Raw genomic sequence first — 20,772 nt, 5'->3', positions numbered from 1 at the left:
CTCCGATGCTTTCCTCAAGGCGCACCTCTCCCGTCCGGTGCGAGCCGGTTCAAATTGGGGACGGGTCCCTATTCCGTGGATCTAATGGGCCGTGCTCAGCCGTTCTTTTTGAGTTTCCAGTCGCTGCGCTGCAGCAGCACAGCAACGATGATGATCAACCCCTGCATGGTTCCATTCAGGTAGTTTGAGATCATGTCCGTGAAGTTCAAAATGTTGCCGATGGTGGTCAGAATTAGTGCGCCCAGGATCGTGCCGCCAATCCGCCCGTAGCCGCCCTTCAGGACCGTTCCGCCAATAATCACCGCCGCGATGGCTTCCAGCTCCCATAACACGCCTGTCGATGCTGAGGCAGAACCAAGGCGGGGGACATAAATGATGGTCGCAAAGGACACACACAGACCTTGGATGATATATGTCAGCGTTTTTACCCGATCGACATTGATTGCCGAGTACTTGGCGACGGCTTCATTTGATCCGATAGCCGTGCAGTAGCGTCCGAACGCTGTCCGGTTCAAGAGCAGCCAGCCACAGATTGCGACCGCAATGAAGACCCAGACCGGGATCGGCAGTCCCAGAAAACTGTCATAGTAGACCGGCCGGTATGTGCCCCGAATGTCGAAGTTGAGCGACAGGGTGCCGCCGTCCGCGAAATAGGTCACCAAAGACCGGTAGATCCCCATGGTGCCCAGCGTCACGATAAACGCCTCGATCTTCCCCTTGGTGGTCAGCGCACCGTTGATCCAGCCTGCGCCGATGCCGAGCAGGATCGCCAAGCCACACCCAAACAGGACGGTTGGCACACCGGTCCCGAGCGTTTCAACGGCATTGTTCATGACAATGATCATCACGCCGGAAATGGCCGCTGCCATTGAGCCCACTGACAAGTCGATCCCGCCAGCGGTGATGACGAAGGTCGCGCCCACGGCAATGATGCCGATAAATGCTGACCGCGTCAGCAAGTTGGTCAGGTTGCCTTCACTCACGAAGGCGGGGTTCAGAAGGAAGCCAATCACACACAGCAGGAGCAGAGCCAAAGCAGGTCCAAGCGTCTTGAAGTCAATCGCAATGCGCTTGGATGCCTTCTCCGCGTTGTTTTCCGATACGCTCGTCATGGTCAATGGAGTTCCTCCCGTTTCAGCCCGGCGGCATAGCGCATGATTTCGTTTTCGTTGATGTGATCTCCGGTCAGTACTCCGGTGATCTGGCCTTCCCGCATGACCACAACACGGTGGCAAATTCCGATGATCTCCGGCATCTCCGAGGAGATCACCACGACCGAAACGCCCTCGGCTGCCAGCGCAGCGATGAAATGATAAATCTGTTGTTTGGTGCCGACATCGATCCCGCGGGTGGGTTCATCTATGACAACAATCTTCGGATCGCATTCCATGATTTTCGCGAGTAGCAATTTCTGCTGATTGCCGCCGGAGAGCTTTCCGACAACGATGTCCTGATCCCGTGCCCGGACATCGAAGCGCCTGATAGCGCGCTCAAGCGCATTGGCTTCAGCGGTGCTGTCGAGCGTGAAGTTTTTGATGAATTTCGGCAAGGCAAACAGGGTCAGGTTGGGCTGCATCTGCTTGTCCAGAAGCAAGCCTTTCTCCTTCCGGTCCTTCGTCAGGTAGGCAAGCCCTGCGTCTCTTGCTGCGGCAACGGACAGGGCGCTTACTTCGGTTCCAAAGAGCCGGATCCGGCCGCCCTCGACAGGCGCCAATCCACAAATGGCCTCAAAGACCGCTGTTCGGCCTGACCCGATCAGTCCCGAAAACCCCAGGATTTCACCCTTGCGCAGGTTGAAGCTGACATTGTGTGCGCCGGGCGTTGAAAGGTTATGAACCTCCAGGACCAGGTCTGCGTCTACATCCGCTTCGTACATCGGCGGATAAAGGTCAGATAGTTCCCGGCCGACCATCATCTGCGCCATGGCATCTGGGGTTAGTTCGTTCGTCAGGCGCGTGTCGATCCATTGGCCATCGCGCAGGACGGTCACCCGGTCCGCAATCGCTTTTACTTCGTTCAGCTTGTGCGACACGAACACAATGCCTACGCCAGTTTGTTTCAACTTCTGAACTTGCCGGAAGAAGATTTCCGTTTCCTCTTCCGTCAGAACGGCTGTCGGCTCGTCCATAATGAGGATGCGTGCATTTCTGCTGACAGCTTTGACGATTTCAACCATTTGCTTTTGTGCAATTGTGAGATCTGAAATTCGGTCAGAAGGGGAGATGTCGAGACCGACATCATCCAGGTACTTTTGGACAAGAGATCTCATGCCCGCCCGGTCCAGAAATCCATTTGATTTCAATTCCCGACCGAGAAAGACGTTCTCTTCGACCGTCATCTGTTCTGCAAGATTGAGTTCCTGGTGGATCAGAACGATGCCAAGTTTTTCTGCAGCGCCATTGGGAGGGAGTTCGGTCGTCGTCCCGTCGAGCTTGATGTGACCGGTTGTCGGGTCGTGGAAGCCGGACAGGATCTTCATCAAGGTTGACTTGCCCGCGCCATTCTCGCCGATCAGCGCATGAACCTCGCCCGCCCGGATGTCCATGCTGACGCTGAACAACACTGGCACCGGCCCAAAGGATTTGCTGATGTTGACGGCCTCAATCACCGCCTCCATCGGGGGCGAATGGTGTTGCATCTCAGAGTTCCTCCCAGACAGCAGCGTTCTTTTTTGCCTCGCTGTCATGAGGTTATGTAAACGTTTTCAGTTGTGATGTAAACCTTTACATTGTGGATTGTAAACCTTTTCAAAGGGCATGGAAGAACCTATACAGCGTAGAGAGGTGTGGAATTTCATGAGGTTAATGAAGCGCCGCACCGCAACAAAACCGGGGTAAAATAATGGATGATCCGGGCAGCCGGCCGGCGACCATTGAAGACGTCGCAAAGCTTGCGGGCGTGTCTATCGCGACAGTCAGCCGCGCACTCCGGTCCCCGGAAAAGGTTGCCGAGAGTACCCGGAAAAAAGTAACGGCGGCCATTGCAAGAACCGGATACACCGCAAACGCGATGGCCCAGAACCTCCGGATGCAGCGCTCTCAGATGGTGTTGGTGCTGGCTTCTGCGATTGCCGATCCAAACTTCGCCGGCATTCTGACAGGCTTGGAAAAGGCAGCGAATGACAGGGGGTACGGAGTCCTGATCGGTAACACCGAAGGAACAACGGGTCTTGAGCAGAATTATCTGCGCTTCTTGTCAACAGGCATGGCGGACGGTCTCATTCTGTTGACGGGACACATTCCCGTTGCTGGTGAACCGCAAACACCTCTGACAGCTCTTCCGCCTATTGTCGCGACTGAACGGCCTGTTGACCGGGGCGATGTCAGTTATGTCGGTGTTGATGATGTCGCCAGTGCAAAGATGGCGACCGAATACCTGATTTCTCTTGGTCACCGGAGAATTGTTTTCATTTCCGGCGGTCCTGCCGATGTGCGCAGCGATCTCAGGCATTCCGGTTATCAGAAGGGCTTGAGGGAATCTGCTGTTTCTTTACGAGATTGGCGCCTGGAAGGGGACGGGTCAGCGGAAAGTGGCCGGGCAGCTGTCGAGCGCTTGTTCATCAAGGATGACCTTCCGACGGCGTTTTTCTGTTTCAACGACAACACGGCCATCGGTGTGATTTCAGCATTGCAGATGCGCGGATACCGCGTCCCGGAGGACTTTTCTGTTCTGGGGTTCGACGATATTCCTTTCGCCAACAACTTCACGCCGGGTCTCACGACCATACGCCAACCCCGCCAACACATTGGCGAGATGGCAATGTCCCTCTTGCTAGATCGATTGGCCAATCGCACCCTCTCAGTTCAGACACATCTCCTTCACGGCGATCTCATCGTTCGGGAAAGCTGCGCGGGCGTTCGAAAGGACCGTTGAATTTTTGTCGGGACAGAACCGGTTGCCCCTTCGAACCAAAGAGTCGTGCCTGATCTTAACCGTTTCAGATGGATGCCTGGATTTAGCCAGGGTTGCTAGCAGTCCTTGCGGTCGCGGCCTGGGATATTTGCAGATACTCCCGCAGTGCGGTCTCGCAACCGTCTGACCAAATGCGCCCAAGCCAGTGTTCGAATGCATCGGCAAACCGTTCGTTTGCGGCCATGTCGCCATAGACGTCGGACTGTTCCAGCCAGGCGAGCGATCTTAGGCGCGCGTTTTGCGCCGCGCCCGTCCGCTGTGACCAATAGGGGTCGTTGGGCTCTATCCGCGACCCATCTTCTCTCGATCCTTCGCACATTCTGGCCCAAAGGGCTTCCACGAGGGCCAATCCCTCGATTGGCGTGCCGTTCTCAAGACCATCTCGTATCGCCGGCAACACAAAGCCTGTGTGCCGGGAAGACCCGTCAAAGGCAACGCGCCGCGTGGTGTCCAAAACGGCCGGGTTTGAGAAACGGCTCCGAATAAGGTCGACATATTGGGCCGGTGTCGTGTTCGGAACCGCAGAAACATGCGGAACAATTTCGTTTTTCAGGACTTTTGAGAACAGTTCTGAAATCAGAGGATGCGCCATGCAGTCTGCTATGGTGCTCAGGGACAGGATCTCTCCGGCGTTTGCAATGACCTGATGCCCAGCATTCAGCAGCCGCAACTTCATCATCTCGTAACCGTGGACATTGTCGGTGAAGGTTGCCCCGACCTTCTCCCAATCGGGACGGTCCGCGCAAAACCTGTCTTCCAAAACCCACTGGCGGAAGGTTTCGTGAGAGACGGGTGCTTGGTCATCCAGGCCGAACTTGCGGGCAAGCGCGATTTCCCGCGGGCCGGTCGCTGGAACAATGCAATCGACCATGGAGTTTGGAAAGGTGCAGTTCCCATCAATCCAGTCCGCCAGATCCGGATCCGAAAGACGGGCGAGGCCGAGGACGGTCTGACGCAGGATCTGGCCATTGGCCAAGAGATTGTCGCAACTCAGTCCGGTAAAAGGGCCGTGTCCCTGATCGCGCCGGCGCTTTAAAGCTGCGACCAAAGCGCCAAATGCGGTTTTTGGCGTTTCCGGATGCTGCGCATCGTATTGGATGTCCGCGTGCCGGGCATCGAATTCCTTCGTGACCGGATCGGTGTAGTAACCGCCTTCGGTGACCGTTAAGGCAACGATGCGTATGGCAGGGTCAGCCATTTGCTGAATGAGGGGGGTGTTGTCTGCGGTAATTGGCAGGTAGTCGATCATGGATCCAACGATTTCTGCAGACGTTTTCGAAGGGTTCAGTTCAACCAGCGTCGTCAGGCAATCTTGGGCAATGAGCTTGTCCCGCATGGCCGCATCATACGGCCGAACGCCTGCACCGATGATTGCCCAGTCGTGGGCGTGCCCTTCCTGCATCAAGCGATGCAGATACCAAGCCTGGTGAGCCCGATGGAAATTGCCGACACCGATATGGACAATTCCGGGTCTTAGGGCAGAGCGATCATATCCTGGCTTGGTGACCCCGGACGAAATCGCGGTCAACGTCGCATCTGAAAGAGGGATCAGCTCATCCATTGCCCGCCATCCACATTGTAAGTCTGTGCAAGGATGTAATTGGCGTCTTCACTTGCGAGAAACACGGCCATGCCCGTGAGGTCTTCTGCCGTTCCCATCCGGCCAAAGGGGACAGCCTCGCCGACTTCCCTTTTCTTTTGACCGGGCGCCTTGTTTTCATATTTGGCAAAGAACGCATCGACGCCATCCCAGTGCTCGCCGTCGACAACACCCGGCGCGATCGCGTTCACATTGATGCCATGCTCGATCAGATTGAGGGCCGCGGATTGGGTTAGGCTGATGATGGCGGCTTTGCTCGCACAGTAAACTGCGACCAGCGGCTCGCCGCGGCGGCCTGCCTGGCTCGCCATATTGATGATCTTGCCACCGCCGCCGCGCTCAATCATATGCCTGGCCACCGCCTGTAGGGTGAACAGGGTTCCGGCGACATTGATGTCAAAAACCCTCGCGTAGTCAGCGCGATCAATCTCGACGACGGGCGCCGCTGAGAAAATCGCTGCGTTGTTGATCAGGATATCAATTTGGCCGAGTTGCGACACTGTCTCTCTGACGGCCGTAACGATGCTTTCCTGCCGGGTAACATCCATTTCTACGGCGATGGCTGCCGGTCCCAGGTCGGCTGCCGCCTGATGGGCTCGGGCGCTGTCAATGTCCGCAATGGCCACCTTCGCGCCTTCAGCAACGTAGGCCTTTGCAAAGGCGAGGCCGATTCCACGGGCTGCGCCCGTGATCAGAGCGGTTTTACCGTCCAGCCGTTTCATGAAAGCCTCAACCCGTTGGCATCGAACTTGTGGATGACATCGTCGCGTGGGGTCATATGGATCCGGTCTCCATGACGGAATCCGACTTCTCCATCGGCCCGCACCGTTATGCTGTCTGCCAGTCCGGTGTTGTGAACATGAAAGAAGGTATCGGAACCCAGGTGTTCGGAGACGCTCACAACGCCGGACCACAAGCCTTCAGTCTCGGAAACCGAAATATGTTCCGGCCGAATGCCAATGGTGTGGGCACCGTGCTTGGCGGCCTCTTCGCCTTCAATGAAGTTCATTTTTGGTGAGCCGATGAACCCGGCTACAAATTGGTTGCGCGGGTTTTTGTAAAGCTCAAGTGGAGACCCGACCTGTTCGATGTTCCCGGCGCGCAAAACAACGATTTTGTCCGCCATGGTCATGGCTTCCACCTGATCGTGAGTCACGTAAATCATCGTTGTCTTCAGACGTTCGTGCAGTTCAGATATTTCCAGCCGCATGCCAACCCGCAGAGCCGCATCAAGGTTCGACAAGGGTTCGTCAAAGAGGAAAGCGGATGGTTCGCGGACAATTGCCCGGCCGATTGCAACGCGCTGGCGCTGCCCGCCGGAGAGTTGGCCGGGGCGCCGGTCGAGATAATCGGTGAGGTTCAGGACAGCGGCGGCCTGTTCGACCCTGCGGTCTTGTTCGGCCTTGTCGAGCTTTGCCATGCGCAGGGGAAACGCAATGTTCTTGCGGACCGACATATGCGGATAAAGCGCATAGGATTGGAAGACCATCGCCAGACCCCGTTTGGCCGGTGGGACGCTGGTCGCGTCCTGCCCGTCGATCAGGATCTGTCCGGAGGTGATGTCTTCCAGACCGGCAATCAGCCGGAGCAATGTTGATTTGCCGCATCCGGATGGGCCGACAAAGACCGTGAATTCTCCGTCCCCGATTTCGAGATCGAGCGAGGGAATGACTTCGACGTTGCCGAACCTCTTGGTCACCTGCTTGAGTGTGATTTGTCCCATGACAGTGTTCCCTACTTAACCGCGCCGAATGTCAGGCCGCGAACGAGTTGTTTTTGACTGAACCAGCCAAGGATCAGGATGGGGGCAATCGCCATGGTCGAGGCCGCACTGAGTTTGGCGAAAAACAGACCCTCGGGGCTCGAATAGCTCGCGATAAACGCCGTCAACGGTGCCGCATTGACGGCCGTCAGGTTGAGCGTCCAGAAGGCTTCGTTCCAGGCCAGGATGAAGTTCAACAACATGGTCGACGCAATGCCCGGTATGGCCATGGGGGTGAGAATGTAAAGGAGTTCTTCCTTCAGGCCCGCGCCATCCATCCGGGCGGCTTCCAGGATCTCGCCAGGGATTTCCTTGAAGTACGTGTAGAGCATCCAGACTATGATCGGCAGGTTGATCAGCATCAGGACGATTGTCAGTCCGATGCGGCTGTCAAGAAGGCCCAACTGGATGAAGAGCAGGTAGATCGGGTAGAGCACGCCAACTGCCGGCAACATCTTGGTGGACAGCATCCACAGCAGGATGTCCTTTGTGCGTTTTGAAGGCACGAAGGCCATCGACCAAGCAGCCGGAACTGCAATGATAAGTCCCAAAATCGTGGAGCCGCCAGCCAGGAATATGGAGTTCCAAAGGAAACGCATGTAGTTCGAGCGCTCCTGTACCACCGAATAGTTCTCTAGGGTCCAATCAAAGAACAAAAATATCGGCGGATCGGCGATTGCTTGCGCTTCGGTTTTGAAGCTGGTGAGGATCGTCCAGAGGATCGGAAAGAAAATCAGCATACCTATCAACCAGGCGACGGCTGTGTTGATCATTTTCCGGTTTGTTGTAACTGCGCGGGCCATTTGATTACTCCTCACGCGTCAAGGTTTTTGCCGACGATGCGCATCAGGAAGATCGCAACGATATTGGCGAGGATAATGGCGTAGACACCACCTGCAGAGCCGAGACCTACGTTCTGGCTTTCCAGCACCCGCTGGAAGATCAGGTAAGACAATGTCTTGGTGCCAAAGGCACCGCCGGTGGTGACAAAGATTTCCGCGAAAATCGCCAGCAAAAAGATGGTCTGGATCAAGGTCACGATGGTGATCGCCCGCGCCAGATGCGGAAGAACGATGAAAAAGAAGCGTTTGTGGACTGGGGCGCCGTCCATTTCAGCGGCCTCTAGCTGCTCACTATCGAGAGACTGAATAGCAGTCAGCAAGATCAGCGTCGCGAATGGCAGCCACTGCCAGGAGACGATCATGATCAGCGATGGCAGGGACGCCTGGCTCAACCATTGTATCGGTTCGGCGCCAAAAAACTTCCAGAGATGTGCCAGGATGCCGTTGACCGGATCCATGAACATGTTTTTCCAGACCAGCGCGGATACGGTCGGCATCACAAAGAAGGGCGCAATAACCAGAATTCGGACAACGCCCTGACCCCACATTGGCTGATCGAGCAAGATCGCCAATGCAATTCCCAAGGCAATTGTGATGACCAGAACGCCTCCGACAATGATCAGCGTGGTCTGAATGCTGGGCCAAAACGAGCTTGAACTCACGAACCTGATATAGTTGGTAAATCCGACCCACTCCAACCCGTTGGCCATGGAGTCGCCGCGCAGCGGCAGGTATTTCTTGAAGGAAAAGAACAGCGTCATGCACAACGGGATCAGCATCCAGCCCAAGAGCAGAACGACTGCAGGTGCCATCATCATCCGGGCGGCAGAACGTGATTGCTGAGTGGCCATGACACATCTCCTCTGTTGACGGACGCTGGTCCGTCTCAAAATATATCTTTAAAATGAAATGGCAGAAGGAGGCCGAAGGACGGGCGAACCCGCCCTCCGGTACTGGAAGTTACCGCGAGCTTATCGGTAGCCGGCGGCTTCCATTGCATCGTTGGTCAGAGCTTGAGCTTTGGCCAATGCCTCTTCGACGGTCTGTTGACCTGCATAGGCAGCCGAGAACTCCTGGCTCACTTCAGTTGCGATACCGGCAAACTCCGGAATAGCAGCGAACTGGATGCCAACGTATGGGCTCGGTTCGACGGTCGAGTTGTTCGGATCAGCTGACAGGATTGAATCCAAGGTCATCTTGGCGAACGGTACGGCCTGATACTCTGGGGTCTCGTACAGAGACGTCCGTGCACCTGGAGGAACGTTGGCCCAACCTTCTTTGGCAGCTACGAGTTCGATGTAGGATTTGGACGTAGCCCATTCGATGAACTCTTTTGCAGCTGCTTCCTTTTGAGTCCCGGCAGGAATTGCCAGCGCCCAGGCCCACAGCCAGTTCGAACGTTTGCCAAGCCCTGTATCAGGGGCCAAAGCGAAGCCGACAGAGTCGGCCACGGTCGAGTCGTTTGGATTTGTTACAAAGGATGCTGCCACCGTGGCATCAATCCACATGCCGCATTTGCCCTGCTGGAAGAGCGACAGGTTTTCATTAAAGCCGTTGGTCGCATAGCCCGGAGGGCCGGAGGCATCCATCATGTCTTTGTAAAAGTTCAGCGTATTGGCCCATTGTTCGGTATCGAACTGAGCGTTCCAGTCCATGTCGAACCAACGTGCACCGAACGAGTTCGACATCGCTGTGATGAATGCGCCGCCTTCACCCCAACCAGCCTTGCCGCGAAGGCAGATGCCGTTGATTTCGTTGTCACGGTCAGTCATAGCCGCCGCTGCTTCTCTGACGAAATCCCAAGTCGGCGCGTCTGGCATTTCCAGACCGGCTTTTGCCATGAGGTCTGTACGGTACATAATCATGGAGCTTTCGCCATAAAACGGAGCGGCATAAAGCGTTCCGTCGTGGCTCAGACCACCAGCCATAGCGGGCAGGATGTCAGCGGCATCATATTCTTCGGAGAGATCGTCAAGTGGAACGAGCCAGCCGTTGGCACCCCAGATTGGCGTTTCGTACATGCCAATGGTCATGATGTCGAAAGCGCCGCCCTTCGTTGAAATGTCGGTGGTCACGCGCTGACGCAGTACGTTTTCCTCCAAAGTGACCCACTCGACGGTATGACCAGTCTTTGCAGTGAAATCGTCGGTGTAACCCTGCATGCGGATCATATCACCGTTGTTCACAGTAGCGATGGTGAGTGTTTCTGCTTGCGCTGCCGCTGCGGTCAACACGACAAGCGCAGTCGTCGCACAAAGTGCGTTCTTTATGTACATCCGATCTCCTCCCTTGGCTGGATGTTGGGCCAACCCTAAGCGCTACCGTAACGGCGAGTCAATAAAAAATTTACGCGCGTAAAATTTTTGCTACGCAGAACTGCGTAAGACCAGGCGCGCTGAGAAGACGGTTTCTTCACGGCGTGCAAATCGCCCGCCCGCTTCTATGAGATTGTTGAGGGTCTTAAAGGCGTGGTCCGAAACGCTGTCATAATCATGGGCAGCCGTTGTCAAAGACGGGCAGGTGAACTTTGAAAATGGGTGGTCGTCATGAGAGGCGACCCTTAAGGCGCAGCCAGCGCCGCGCCCGACCCGCAAGCCTTTCTCATAACAGGCGGATAGCAGGCCGATCGCCAGGCGATCGTTGCTGCACAATACGGTGTTGGTCGGAAACCCGCCGGTTTCCAAAATGCGAAGCGCACCGTCCCGCCCAATTTGTTCGAACGCCCAGCCCTCACCCTCGATCTTCAGAATGCGCGGTTCGAGATTGCGCTCGGCCATCAACTGCTCATATGCCGCCCGCCGTTTGTTGGCGTTCGGGTTGGCTGGTGTGCGCATTTCAAAGAAACTCGGTGGCTCACCCGTTCGGGTAAGATAGTCGACAGTCTGGGAGACAAAGCTGAAATTGTCAGATCCCACAAAGGCTTCTCCGATGCCTTCAATGTTGCTGTCAAACAGAACTGTCGGAACATCCTGGCAGAATTTTTCAACGGACAGTTTGTCTGACGCCCGGCCGAGCGGTGCGAGCAGGACCCCGGCCGGTTTCAAAGACCGAAGGCTATCAAGGATTTCATTCTCAAGCTGCTGTTGGCCGTGGGCACTATAAAGGGTTGGGTGAAACCCGGCCTCTAGACAGCGTTGCTCCAACTTCCTTGCTATTTCCGTGAAGAACGGGTCGGCAAGGAAAGGGACCACAATGCCGACATTCTTGGTCAGCTTGCGGTTCTGGTTCATCGCGAAAATGTTTGGCCTGAAATCGTATTTTTGCAGGGCGTCTTCGATGCGCAACCGTGTCGTTTGGCGGACGCTCTCGGGATTGTTGAAATACTTTGAGAGCGTTGGCCTGGAGATGCCGCTAACAGCTGCAAACTCCTCCATGTTCTTCAGCTTCCGCTCGACCACTTGTTCTGCCTTTCCAGTCCATCCACATTATGAGCCGCTGGTTTTCGGAAAAGGACATCTGCATTTGTTTCCGCGCGACAATTTTTGACATTACATTAGTTTGCGTAGCTGAAATTGGTCAAGCGAATGACAACAGTACGTCTGGAAATGAGTTCGCTGCCTTGATCAACGATGCAATCCCGGTTCTGAAAGCATCATTAAGTAAGAACTATTCAAGGGGGCAGGCTGGATGATTGTTCATGTTCGTTTGGAGGAACGCAGCTACGTTTGAATACCAGCGAATAGGTTTCTGGCCCGCCTAAGGTCGCCGTCTTAGATCAGCTGCACAGCTGTTTAGGGCTGTTTTCAGTTCAGCAACAGTTGGGCTGTCGGAGCCTGATAACCGTGACAATAGACCAACTGGGCGCTTAACGGTCGGGCTGCGAAGGTTTTTGAAATCAAGTTGTTTTCCTATTCCTGAATACATCCCGGTACGCGGCAACAGCGCCAATCCGAGACCCTCGCGTGCGAGCTCCATAGCAGTGGTTGTTCGGCCAACTTCATACGTCCAAGCGGCAGAAAACCTGTTTTCTGCCATTGCATCGTCGATCAAGAGTCGGTTGCCTGTTCCGCGGGCCGGTAGAATTAGCGGTTCACGATGCAGATCTGACCACAAGACATGCTCACGGGCTGCAAATCTGTGATCGGGAGGTATTGCAACGGCAATCTCGTCTTCGAAAAGGGGTTCAAAAAGCGTGTTGGGTTCTGCCACGCCCGCTGAACACACGCCAAATTCGGCGTCACCCTGCGCGACGGCTTCTGCAACTTGATTTGCGGCATAATCCAAAACCCGAACACGTGGATCGAGACCTTTTGCCTGAACCAGCCGCAGTGCAGGAAGAAGAAGGGGAACAATCAATGTCGGGATCATTGCCAGCGTTACCACAGCATTTCGTTGATGAGAGAAGGCGACACTCTCATCCCGCATTGCACGTGTTGCTTCCTCGGCACCATCCAATATCGCTTCGGCGCGTGGAAAAAGGCGTTTGGCCGCGAGAGTCGGTTTCACAAGCCGCGTGGTTCGCTCGAACAAGGGGGAGCCGAGAACCTCTTCCAGCTTTTGAATACGACGGGTGATCGCTGACTGCGACAGGTTCAAACGCTCAGCGGAATGATGAAAAGACGCGGTTTCCATCACTGCCAAAAAAGCTTCCAGATCAGTAAAATCGTAATTGATGCGCATTTCGCAATAATCATGAATCTATCATCATTAGTCAAATCAATGTCTGCTGTCCTACTCTAGTCGGGAAAGGGTATCTGACATGAAGCATGGCTATGATCTGGCTGTAATTGGCGGGGGGAACGCTGCTTTGTGCGCCGCAATCACAGCCGCTGAACTGGGCGAGCGCGTCGTCATATTCGAGACTGCGCCAAAGGCTTATCGAGGCGGCAATTCCCGGCACACGCGCAACTTCCGTTGCATGCATTCAGGCCCGCTTGGCCCGCTTGTCGAAGACTATTTGGAAGAAGAGTATTTTGAAGACCTTCTAAAGGTGACCGACGGAAAAACAGATGAGCATCTTGCTCGGCTAGCCATCCGAACTTCGGAAGAGTGCCTGCCTTGGATGGAAGAGCACGGCGTTCGGTTTCAGCCCTCTTTGTCAGGTACCTTGTCGCTTGCACGCACCAACGCGTTTTTTCTGGGGGGCGGCAAGTCACTGGTGAATGCCTACTACCGGACCGCCGAAAAACTCGGCGTTGAAGTTCTTTACGAGGCCAATGTCACGCATCTTGAATTGGACGGAAACCGGATTGCTCATCTGGACTATGAGCATGAGGGAGAGAGCAAGCGGATCGCCCCTAAGGCTATCGTTGTCGCATCTGGTGGATTCCAGGCAGACACGGATTGGCTCACGCGTGCTTGGGGGCCGCCTGCGAAGAATTTCCTGATCCGGGGCACGCCCTATAACCGGGGTGTCGTTCTTGCGGATTTGCTGGACCAGGGCGTTCAATCAGTTGGTGATCCGACCCAGTGTCATGCCGTGGCAATCGACGGGCGGGCGCCAAAATTTGACGGCGGTATCGTAACGCGTCTGGACTGTGTTCCGTTTTCCATCGTGGTCAACAAGAATGCTGAGCGGTTTTATGACGAGGGCGAAGATGTCTGGCCGAAACGTTATGCGATTTGGGGACGACTGGTCGCCAATCAGCCGGACCAGGTGGGCTATGTGATCATCGATTCCAAGTCTTTGGACTTGTTCATGCCGTCCGTCTTTCCGCCAATCAAGGCCGATACCCTTGAAGAGCTGGCCGAAAAGATGGGCCTGCCACCTGTGCAGCTGAAAGACACGGTTGAGACTTTCAATGCGGCATGCGGAGACACGTCGAAGTTTCATCCGACTGAATTGGACGGGGTAAAGACCACCGGCATCAACCTGCCGAAAACGAATTGGGCCCGGCCGATCGATGAGCCCCCTTATTATGGATACAGCCTCAAGACCGGTGTGACCTTCACCTATCTCGGCCTCAAGGTCGACGAGAACGCGCAATGCAGCACACAAGACGGCCCTATCGCAAATCTTTGGGCAGCCGGTGAAACCATGGCCGGCTCCATCCTGGGGCAGGGGTACCTCGCCGGTTTCGGCATGACCATTGGGACGGTCTTCGGACGCATTGCCGGAAGGGAGGCAGCAAACTATGCAAACTGATCTTCTCCAGGAAGCACGCCGCCAAGCGGAAATCTGCAATGCATGCCGATACTGCGAGGGGTATTGCTCCGTCTTTCCCGCGCTCCATCAAGAGCGGTTTTTTACCGACGGTAATCTCACGCAGCTTTCAAACCTCTGTCACAATTGCCGGGGCTGCTACTATGCCTGTCAGTACACTGCGCCGCACGAGTTCGATCTTAATCTTCCAAGGGCCTTGGCCGAAGTTCGTCAGGACAGTTGGGAGAGCTTTGCCTGGCCTGGTCCACTGGCGCAAATCTTTCAAAAAAACGGTGTGATGATCGCTGTCGCCACTGTTCTGGGATTTGCGGTTTTGTTTCTCGCGATGCGGACGCTTGGGTCTGCCGGCGGCGACGGGTTTTATGCAGTGCTTTCCCACAATGCGATGGTGGCGATCTTCTTGCCGGCATTTCTGTTTCCGCTTTTCAGCATTGCGATCGGTCTTCGGAGATATTGGCTAGGCACGGCCGGAAAACGTATCACGCTGGCTCACATCGTCGGTGCGTTTGGATCGGCAGCCAATATGAAAAACCTGGCTGGTGGACACGGTGATGGCTGCAATTTCGAGGACGAAGACAAGTTTTCCAACGCGCGGAGACTGGCGCATCAGGCGGTGATGTATGGCTTTCTTCTTTGCTTTGCAGCCACATCGGCCGGGACCATTCTTCACTATGTCTTTAATATGCCGGCACCTTACCCGCTCTGGTCGCTTCCCAAATTACTCGGTGTACCAGGTGGTATCTTGATGGTTCTCGGAACGGTGGAGCTTGCGCGACTTAAATTGAAGGCTGACAGGAACCTTGGAGCGTCGTCAGCCTGGGGCGGGGAAATGGGCTTCGTCCTTCTTCTTTTCCTGGTGGCTCTCAGTGGTCTGCTGCTGTACTGGCTTGGCGGAACGCAAATCATGCCGCTGATGCTTGCAATTCACCTCGGATCGGTGCTCAGCTTTTTCTTGCTGACGCCCTACACAAAAATGGCCCACGGGTTTTACCGGCTGGCTGCGCTCATTCGGGATGAGCAGCGGAAAGCTGCGTCGGAGTGAGGTTAGTGGGCTGACTGGAAGAGGCGCAAGTCCCGACAGAGATGGTCATACGCACCACAAGCCCCGGGTTTTGATCCTTAAGCTCCAACCGGCCACCGTGACGTTCAGCGACCCGTTCCACAATTGGAAGACCCAAGCCGCTCCCACCGCTGTTTTCGGAAACTTGCCCGAACCGCATGCGAGCGGTGCGGATCTGGTCAGGCGTTAGACCCACCCCGTTGTCAGCAATGGTAATCGAAAGGTCCGGGCCCAGTCGTTCAAAGCTGACAGTGATGGTGTCGAGCTTTGGTCTTCCATGCCGGAAGGCGTTGTCGATGAGATTAGACACAGCTTCACGGATCATTGTCCGGTCACCGGTAATGCGAACGTCTTCTTTAGCTGGTGTCCAGATGATCTCAACGTCCGGCGGGAAACGGTTCCGGTACTCAGACACCAGAGGGTCAAGCAACTTATTGACCGAGAAAGCTTCTTCCAGCGACGTTTGGTCAATGGCCTTTGCGCGTTCGTAAGTGAGCAGTTTTTGAGCGAGAAGACTTGTGTCTTTTACCGCGTTGACGAGGTCTTCCGCCCTTTCACGCATTGCGTTTTCCGATTTGGCGGATCTTACGGCTTCAGCAAGTGCCAACACGCCAGCGATGGGGTTGCGCAATTGATGTGCGGCATTCGAGATGAATTCGTTTTGCGTTGCCATCGCTTCCGAAACCTGCCCCAGCAGCCGGTTTAGCGTTTGCACGATGCCTTGCACTTCCACCGGTACCGGGCGCCGGATCGGTTTGAGATCTTCACCTGATCTCAAGTCGATGGCTTGCTGCAAATCACTGAGTGGCCACAAACCGATACGAATGCCAAACCAGACGATCAATGCGAGTGACAGGATAATTGATGAAATGACCGCGAGGGACCTCAAGGTCAGATCCCGGACGAATGCGGCGCGTATTGAGACATCCTGCCAAACCGTCGTCGTGAAAACTCCGCTGAAACCATCGACCTGCATTCGGGTCCGCATTCGGTACCCGCGCACTTCCCGGCCGAGATACTCACCGTTGAAGTAAACCGGGCTGAGGTCACCATCTGCACTGGTCGGGATGCCAACTGGAGGCGTCGCATAGCCTGCCACTATCACGCCATCTGGCGCGTAGACGTGATAGTAAACCCGCCCGCCGGATGTATCCGAAAGGATTTTTCGCGTGTTGGCAACCAAGGCATCACCGCCGGAAAGCGCGACGTCGTTGGTAACGGCAAGCGCAGCAGATTGCAGACTGCGGTCGAATACATCGCTCGCCGTTGAGCGCGCATTATTAAGCTGCCAGACGCCGGCGAGCCCCGCGACCAGCAAAAGAGGCAGGAGGATGATCAGGGTAAGTCGCAGGCGTAGGGAATAGGACCGTTTCATCAAGACGCTCTGTTCAACGAATATCCAATTCCGCGATGAACCTGGATGTTGATGTCGAACGGCGAAAGCCGTTTTCTCAGCCGCGAGACATAGACTTCGATCACTTTTTCATCGGTTTCGCTTCCGGCTCCGTAAAGCTGATCCAGCAGACTGGCTTTTGACAGGGTTCGTCCGTTTGCCTGGATCAAAGCGGAGAGCAAGGACAGTTCCCGTCTTGGAATCTCCAGTGCAACATCACCGTCAAACAACTGCATGCTGCCCGCGTCGAATTTCAGAGGTCCGAGGTTCACGAGTGACGGCGATACGGCCGTGTTTCTGCGCCCAAGTGCGCGGATCCGAGCGGCCAATTCTTCCATTTCGAAAGGTTTTACAAGGTAGTCGTCTGCGCCTGCATCCAAACCCTTCACCCGATCTTGCGTTTCAGAACGGGCAGTCAGCAAGATGACCGGCCGCGGGTCACTCCGTTCCCGGAGATCCGCAAGAAGATCCAAGCCGCTTTTGCCTGGTAAGTTGATATCCAAAATAACGAGATCGCCCGTTTCCTGCCTGAGGAAAGTATCGGCATCGTCGCCGTGGTAAAGCACATCAACAGAGTGCCCGGCGTCCCGGAGCTGATAGGCAATTCCCTTTGCAAGGCTGACATTGTCTTCGACGAGGGCAATCCGCATCACTTGTTTCTTTTTCTTTTCGATGAAAGCTTATTGCAAGCTTCGCAGGGAAATCTGAGGGCATCAAGCTGCTTTTGAGTGGCCTGAATGTGCGGCAGTCAAACCAAAACTGCTGCGCCATTGGGAGGAAATTATGGTTTTGAAGAAGCTTACACAGCGCCTTGCGCTGAGTGTGGCATTTGCTACCTGCGCCCTTGCCCCTTCTCAGGTGCTTGCGGAAGGTCTCGATCTCACCGGAAAAACCGTTGAGTGGGTTATCCCGTTTTCTGAAACGGGTGGGTCTGCAAAATGGGCAAACTTCTATGCACCGCTTTTGAGTGAAGCGCTGCCCGGACAGCCAACCGTGGTTGTCAAGTTCATGCCAGGTGCCGGATCCACAAAAGGTGCCAACTGGTTCCAGGGACAAGACTATTCCGACAGTGACGGAACGCTGATTTTCGGGTCTTCGGGCTCAACGCAGTTTCCATATCTGCTCGGTGATCCGCGTGTCCGGTACGAATACAAGGATTGGAACGTGGTTCTCGCATCAGGCACAGGTGGCGTCGCCTACCTGCCGCCGGATCTTTCAGAAAAGATGAACGGCAACGATGCGAGCGCGCTGCGCGAAACAGACTTCATCTATGGATCGCAGGGTGCTACCCGACTAGATCTCGTTCCGCTTCTTGCGTGGGAAATGCTTGGTCTGAATGTCGAGCCGGTTTTCGGTATCAAGGGCCGCGGTGATGGCCGTTTGATGTTTGAACGAGGTGAAGCCAACATCGACTACCAAACGTCTTCATCCTATCTGAAAGGCGTGACACCCCTCGTTGAGGCGGGCACCGCTGTTCCAATGATGAGTTGGGGCGCCTTGGATGATGAAGGCAATATCGTCCGCGATCCGACTTTCCCGGACATGCCGACTTTCAAGGAAGTTTGCGAGGCAACCGATGGATGTGAAACCAGTGGTGAAAAGTGGGATGCCTGGAAGGCGTTCTTCATCGCAGGATTTCCGGCACAGAAAATGGTGTTCTTGCCAAACGGAGCATCAGAGGACGCGATCAACACCTATGCCAAGGCGTTTGAAGCTGTCAAAGCGCGCGGTGATTTCGCCGAAATCTCCGCTGGGCGTCTCGGCAAGTATCCGCAGATGACAGGGGCCAAAGCGGATGCAGCTCTCAAAAGTGCAACTGAAGTGCCGACCAGCGCGAAAGAATTTGTCGTTGGATGGCTTCAGGATCGCTACGGCGTATCTTTGAAATAACGGCGCTTTTCCAAATGCCCGCCCGGTTGTGATCGGGCGGGCTCATTTCCCAAATTAAAATCAGAGACGATCCAGTGGACATTCTCGGTACCGCTATGCCTGCGCTCGCCCAGGCGTCTGCGATGATTTTCCAACCTGCGGTTCTCGGCTACCTGGTTCTCGGGGTGGTCATGGGCCTCTGTATTGGCGTTTTCCCGGGTCTTGGCGGTATTGCGGGCCTGTCGCTGCTGCTGCCCTTCATGTTCGGGATGGACCCGGTCTTGGGGCTTGCCCTCATGATCGGTATGGTCGCCGTGGTTCCCACGTCCGATACGTTCGCGTCAGTGTTGATGGGCATTCCTGGATCGTCCGCGTCGCAGGCAACTGTTCTCGACGGATTTCCGCTTGCAAAGAAAGGGGAGGCGGCGCGTGCCTTGTCCGCTGCCTTCGCCTCGTCGTTGTTCGGCGGATTGGTCGGGGCTGCGTTTCTGACTGTTTTCATCCTCGTTGCCCGACCCGTCGTTCTTGAATTCCGCACTCCTGAACTTCTGATGATCACTCTGTTCGGGCTGTCCATGGTCGGCATTCTGGCAGGGCAAGTTGCAATCAAAGGCATCGTTGCGGCAGGCCTCGGATTGATGGTTGGCACCATCGGCGAAGGCGACAGTGCCGGGGCATTACGGATGGCAACCTACGACATGCCGTATCTGACGGACGGGTTGAAGCTCGTCATTGTTGGCCTTGGCATCTTCGCGATACCCGAAATCGTCGCTTTGCTGCGCCAGGACCGGGCAATTTCTGAACGTTCCATGCTCGGTGGTGGCTGGCTCCATGGTGTGCGTGATTGGTTTTCAAACATCTGGCTCAGCATCAGGTGTTCGTTGATCGGTGTGACCGTCGGCGTCATTCCTGGTCTTGGCGGGTCTGTCGTGGATTGGATCGCCTACGGCCACACGGTGCAGACATCGAAGGACAAATCCAAGTTCGGCAAGGGTGACATCCGGGGCGTGATCGGTCCGGAAAGCTCCAACAATGCCAAAGAGGGCGGCGGCCTTGTGCCGACGCTCCTGTTTGGCATTCCGGGGTCTGGATCCATGGCCGTTTTTATTGGGGCCGTTGCTTTGCTCGGATCCGGACAGATTGAAGTCGGGCCGTCGATGCTCAAGAACAATCTTGATGTCACCTATGCGATCGTCTGGCTGCTCGCACTCGCCAACGTGGTTGGAACAATCATCTGCATTGGGGGATCCGGGGTGATTGCGCGCCTCACAACGATCCCGTTCGCATTGCTTGCGCCGTTCCTTTTCATGATCATCTCGTTTGCCGCGTTTCAATCCGGCCAGAACTTGATGGATCTCGTGGCGCTTTTTGCCATTGGCCTTCTCGGCATCTTGATGCGGCGGTTCGACTGGTCTCGCCCGGCGTTTCTGATCGGGTTTGTTCTGTCAAATCCGGCTGAAACCTACACGAACCAGGCTGTCCAGATCGCGGCCTCCCGGTTCCGGAAAGGGTTCTCGGAGGGGATCGACTACATCTTCTCGCCCATTGTGATCATTTTGATCATCATTACCGTCGTCTCTGTTGTCGTCGGTCTCAAGCAGTCAAAGAATATCCGCGCAGAGGGCGATATCCCGAACGGAACCAAGCGCGCACCGCTCATCTTCCTTTTGGCGGTCCTGGGTTACCTGGTCTTTGCTTTCACCAATGCCTCGCTCATACCGGACTATGCGTCCGCTGACCGGGTCTTCCCGCAGTTCGTCGGCCTCGTTTCCATTGTCGGCTGTGTGATCCTGCTTTTCCAGATGCGTTTCCGGCCGGAAACCGATCCTCTCTTTTGTGATGGCGAAGTAGGCAACGCAGATGGCAATCAGCGAGGTCTCTGGCAGACACTCGCCTGGTTTGCAGGGCTCTTGCTGCTTACGTCCCTGGTCGGTTTCATCCTTGCCCTCAGCGCGTTTCTTGTTGCGTTTATCCGCTTCCGAGCCGGCCGAAATTGGGTCTATGCGATTGGCTACGCCGCCTGCGGAATCGCGTTTATGTGCGGCATGGCCTGGCTGCTGAACCGGGACTTCCCGCCGGGACTGCTTCAGTCCGTGGTGAAGCTTCCGTGGCCGCTGACATGAGTTTCATCCACACCAAAGGCGTCCTTCGGAACAGGCCTTCATTGGCCAGATCCGCTGACGCTTATGGGCGCCAGCACGCCCGGGACATCCGCATTCAAAAGAACTTTC

At 55.4% G+C, this 20,772-nt stretch carries 17 protein-coding genes; 5 read left to right on the top strand and 12 right to left on the bottom strand.

Going from position 1 to position 20,772, the window contains the following annotated elements; translation table 11 throughout:
- Window positions 1-95: 95 nt before the first annotated feature.
- Together ACVDG4_RS14715 and ACVDG4_RS14710 are read right to left on the bottom strand one after the other, a co-directional pair.
- On the bottom strand, window positions 96-1,112 hold the full coding sequence (locus ACVDG4_RS14715) for an ABC transporter permease (RefSeq protein ID WP_447235617.1): 1,017 nt from the start codon (window positions 1,110-1,112) through the stop codon (window positions 96-98).
- A 2-nt stretch (window positions 1,113-1,114) separates the two neighbouring features.
- The gene (locus ACVDG4_RS14710) at window positions 1,115-2,638 is read right to left on the bottom strand and encodes a sugar ABC transporter ATP-binding protein (RefSeq protein WP_447235616.1); all 1,524 of its coding nucleotides are present in this window, start codon (window positions 2,636-2,638) and stop codon (window positions 1,115-1,117) included.
- 203 nt (window positions 2,639-2,841) lie between these two features.
- Here ACVDG4_RS14710 and ACVDG4_RS14705 point away from each other — a divergent pair, with 203 nt between their 5' ends.
- A complete protein-coding gene (locus ACVDG4_RS14705) occupies window positions 2,842-3,873 on the top strand; it encodes a LacI family DNA-binding transcriptional regulator (protein ID WP_447235615.1) in 1,032 nt (343 codons plus the stop codon).
- 82 nt (window positions 3,874-3,955) lie between these two features.
- Here the strand turns inward: ACVDG4_RS14705 and ACVDG4_RS14700 are convergent, their stop codons facing one another.
- The 8 genes from ACVDG4_RS14700 to ACVDG4_RS14665 all read right to left on the bottom strand — a co-directional run bounded on the left by ACVDG4_RS14700 (window position 3,956) and on the right by ACVDG4_RS14665 (window position 12,736).
- Window positions 3,956-5,473, bottom strand: a complete 1,518-nt coding sequence (locus ACVDG4_RS14700; RefSeq protein WP_447235614.1) for a mannitol dehydrogenase family protein — start codon at window positions 5,471-5,473, stop codon at window positions 3,956-3,958.
- Window positions 5,461-6,234, bottom strand: coding sequence for an L-iditol 2-dehydrogenase (locus ACVDG4_RS14695; protein ID WP_447235613.1), 774 nt, complete (start codon window positions 6,232-6,234; stop codon window positions 5,461-5,463). The genes ACVDG4_RS14700 and ACVDG4_RS14695 overlap by 13 nt, the downstream gene beginning before the upstream one ends.
- Window positions 6,231-7,235 (bottom strand): ABC transporter ATP-binding protein, encoded by a 1,005-nt coding sequence (locus ACVDG4_RS14690; RefSeq protein WP_447235612.1) that lies wholly within the window; start codon window positions 7,233-7,235, stop codon window positions 6,231-6,233. The genes ACVDG4_RS14695 and ACVDG4_RS14690 overlap by 4 nt, the downstream gene beginning before the upstream one ends.
- Window positions 7,236-7,246: 11 nt before the next feature.
- Window positions 7,247-8,077 carry a carbohydrate ABC transporter permease gene (locus tag ACVDG4_RS14685; protein ID WP_306147431.1) on the bottom strand — a complete coding sequence of 277 codons (831 nt, stop codon included), beginning with the start codon at window positions 8,075-8,077 and terminating at the stop codon, window positions 7,247-7,249.
- A gap of 11 nt (window positions 8,078-8,088) precedes the next feature.
- On the bottom strand, window positions 8,089-8,967 hold the full coding sequence (locus ACVDG4_RS14680; protein WP_447235611.1) for a carbohydrate ABC transporter permease: 879 nt from the start codon (window positions 8,965-8,967) through the stop codon (window positions 8,089-8,091).
- A gap of 120 nt (window positions 8,968-9,087) precedes the next feature.
- Entirely contained in the window at window positions 9,088-10,392 is a 1,305-nt protein-coding gene (locus tag ACVDG4_RS14675) for an ABC transporter substrate-binding protein (protein ID WP_133953215.1), read from the bottom strand.
- Between the two features lie 90 nt (window positions 10,393-10,482).
- Window positions 10,483-11,514, bottom strand: a complete 1,032-nt coding sequence (locus tag ACVDG4_RS14670) for a LacI family DNA-binding transcriptional regulator (protein ID WP_209174464.1) — start codon at window positions 11,512-11,514, stop codon at window positions 10,483-10,485.
- 298 nt (window positions 11,515-11,812) lie between these two features.
- Window positions 11,813-12,736, bottom strand: coding sequence for a LysR family transcriptional regulator (locus ACVDG4_RS14665; RefSeq protein ID WP_447235610.1), 924 nt, complete (start codon window positions 12,734-12,736; stop codon window positions 11,813-11,815).
- 79 nt (window positions 12,737-12,815) lie between these two features.
- Between ACVDG4_RS14665 and tcuA the strand changes: the two genes are divergently transcribed.
- Window positions 12,816-14,201, top strand: coding sequence for an FAD-dependent tricarballylate dehydrogenase TcuA (tcuA, locus tag ACVDG4_RS14660; protein ID WP_447235609.1), 1,386 nt, complete (start codon window positions 12,816-12,818; stop codon window positions 14,199-14,201).
- Complete coding sequence (gene tcuB, locus ACVDG4_RS14655; protein ID WP_447235608.1) at window positions 14,191-15,261, top strand: tricarballylate utilization 4Fe-4S protein TcuB; 1,071 nt, start codon at window positions 14,191-14,193, stop codon at window positions 15,259-15,261. The genes tcuA and tcuB overlap by 11 nt, the downstream gene beginning before the upstream one ends.
- Here the strand turns inward: tcuB and ACVDG4_RS14650 are convergent.
- Both ACVDG4_RS14650 and ACVDG4_RS14645 read right to left on the bottom strand, forming a co-directional pair.
- The gene (locus ACVDG4_RS14650) at window positions 15,224-16,654 is read right to left on the bottom strand and encodes a sensor histidine kinase (protein ID WP_447235607.1); all 1,431 of its coding nucleotides are present in this window, start codon (window positions 16,652-16,654) and stop codon (window positions 15,224-15,226) included. The genes tcuB and ACVDG4_RS14650 overlap by 38 nt on opposite strands.
- Window positions 16,654-17,322 (bottom strand): response regulator transcription factor, encoded by a 669-nt coding sequence (locus ACVDG4_RS14645; RefSeq protein WP_447235606.1) that lies wholly within the window; start codon window positions 17,320-17,322, stop codon window positions 16,654-16,656. Before ACVDG4_RS14645 ends, ACVDG4_RS14650 begins: the two co-directional genes overlap by 1 nt.
- 133 nt (window positions 17,323-17,455) lie before the next feature.
- On the opposite strand from ACVDG4_RS14645, the gene ACVDG4_RS14640 reads away from it, so the two are divergent.
- Both ACVDG4_RS14640 and ACVDG4_RS14635 read left to right on the top strand, forming a co-directional pair.
- The gene (locus ACVDG4_RS14640) at window positions 17,456-18,562 is read left to right on the top strand and encodes a tricarboxylate transporter (RefSeq protein WP_447235605.1); all 1,107 of its coding nucleotides are present in this window, start codon (window positions 17,456-17,458) and stop codon (window positions 18,560-18,562) included.
- A 74-nt stretch (window positions 18,563-18,636) separates the two neighbouring features.
- Entirely contained in the window at window positions 18,637-20,664 is a 2,028-nt protein-coding gene (locus ACVDG4_RS14635) for a tripartite tricarboxylate transporter permease (protein WP_447235604.1), read from the top strand.
- Window positions 20,665-20,772: the final 108 nt, after the last annotated feature.

Source organism: Roseibium sp. MB-4, from assembly GCF_053005265.1.
The sequence above is the reverse complement of the archived record's forward strand: the minus strand, read 5'-3'. Positions and strand labels throughout refer to the sequence as shown.

Coding starts and splice junctions, on each gene's coding strand:
- ACVDG4_RS14715 (WP_447235617.1), bottom strand. CDS start 1,112: ATGACGAGCGTATCGGAAAACAACGCGGAGAAGGCATCCAAGCGCATT.
- ACVDG4_RS14710 (WP_447235616.1), bottom strand. CDS start 2,638: ATGCAACACCATTCGCCCCCGATGGAGGCGGTGATTGAGGCCGTCAAC.
- ACVDG4_RS14705 (WP_447235615.1), top strand. CDS start 2,842: ATGGATGATCCGGGCAGCCGGCCGGCGACCATTGAAGACGTCGCAAAG.
- ACVDG4_RS14700 (WP_447235614.1), bottom strand. CDS start 5,473: ATGGATGAGCTGATCCCTCTTTCAGATGCGACGTTGACCGCGATTTCG.
- ACVDG4_RS14695 (WP_447235613.1), bottom strand. CDS start 6,234: ATGAAACGGCTGGACGGTAAAACCGCTCTGATCACGGGCGCAGCCCGT.
- ACVDG4_RS14690 (WP_447235612.1), bottom strand. CDS start 7,235: ATGGGACAAATCACACTCAAGCAGGTGACCAAGAGGTTCGGCAACGTC.
- ACVDG4_RS14685 (WP_306147431.1), bottom strand. CDS start 8,077: ATGGCCCGCGCAGTTACAACAAACCGGAAAATGATCAACACAGCCGTC.
- ACVDG4_RS14680 (WP_447235611.1), bottom strand. CDS start 8,967: ATGGCCACTCAGCAATCACGTTCTGCCGCCCGGATGATGATGGCACCT.
- ACVDG4_RS14675 (WP_133953215.1), bottom strand. CDS start 10,392: ATGTACATAAAGAACGCACTTTGTGCGACGACTGCGCTTGTCGTGTTG.
- ACVDG4_RS14665 (WP_447235610.1), bottom strand. CDS start 12,736: ATGCGCATCAATTACGATTTTACTGATCTGGAAGCTTTTTTGGCAGTG.
- tcuA (WP_447235609.1), top strand. CDS start 12,816: ATGAAGCATGGCTATGATCTGGCTGTAATTGGCGGGGGGAACGCTGCT.
- tcuB (WP_447235608.1), top strand. CDS start 14,191: ATGCAAACTGATCTTCTCCAGGAAGCACGCCGCCAAGCGGAAATCTGC.
- ACVDG4_RS14650 (WP_447235607.1), bottom strand. CDS start 16,654: ATGAAACGGTCCTATTCCCTACGCCTGCGACTTACCCTGATCATCCTC.
- ACVDG4_RS14645 (WP_447235606.1), bottom strand. CDS start 17,322: ATGCGGATTGCCCTCGTCGAAGACAATGTCAGCCTTGCAAAGGGAATT.
- ACVDG4_RS14640 (WP_447235605.1), top strand. CDS start 17,456: ATGGTTTTGAAGAAGCTTACACAGCGCCTTGCGCTGAGTGTGGCATTT.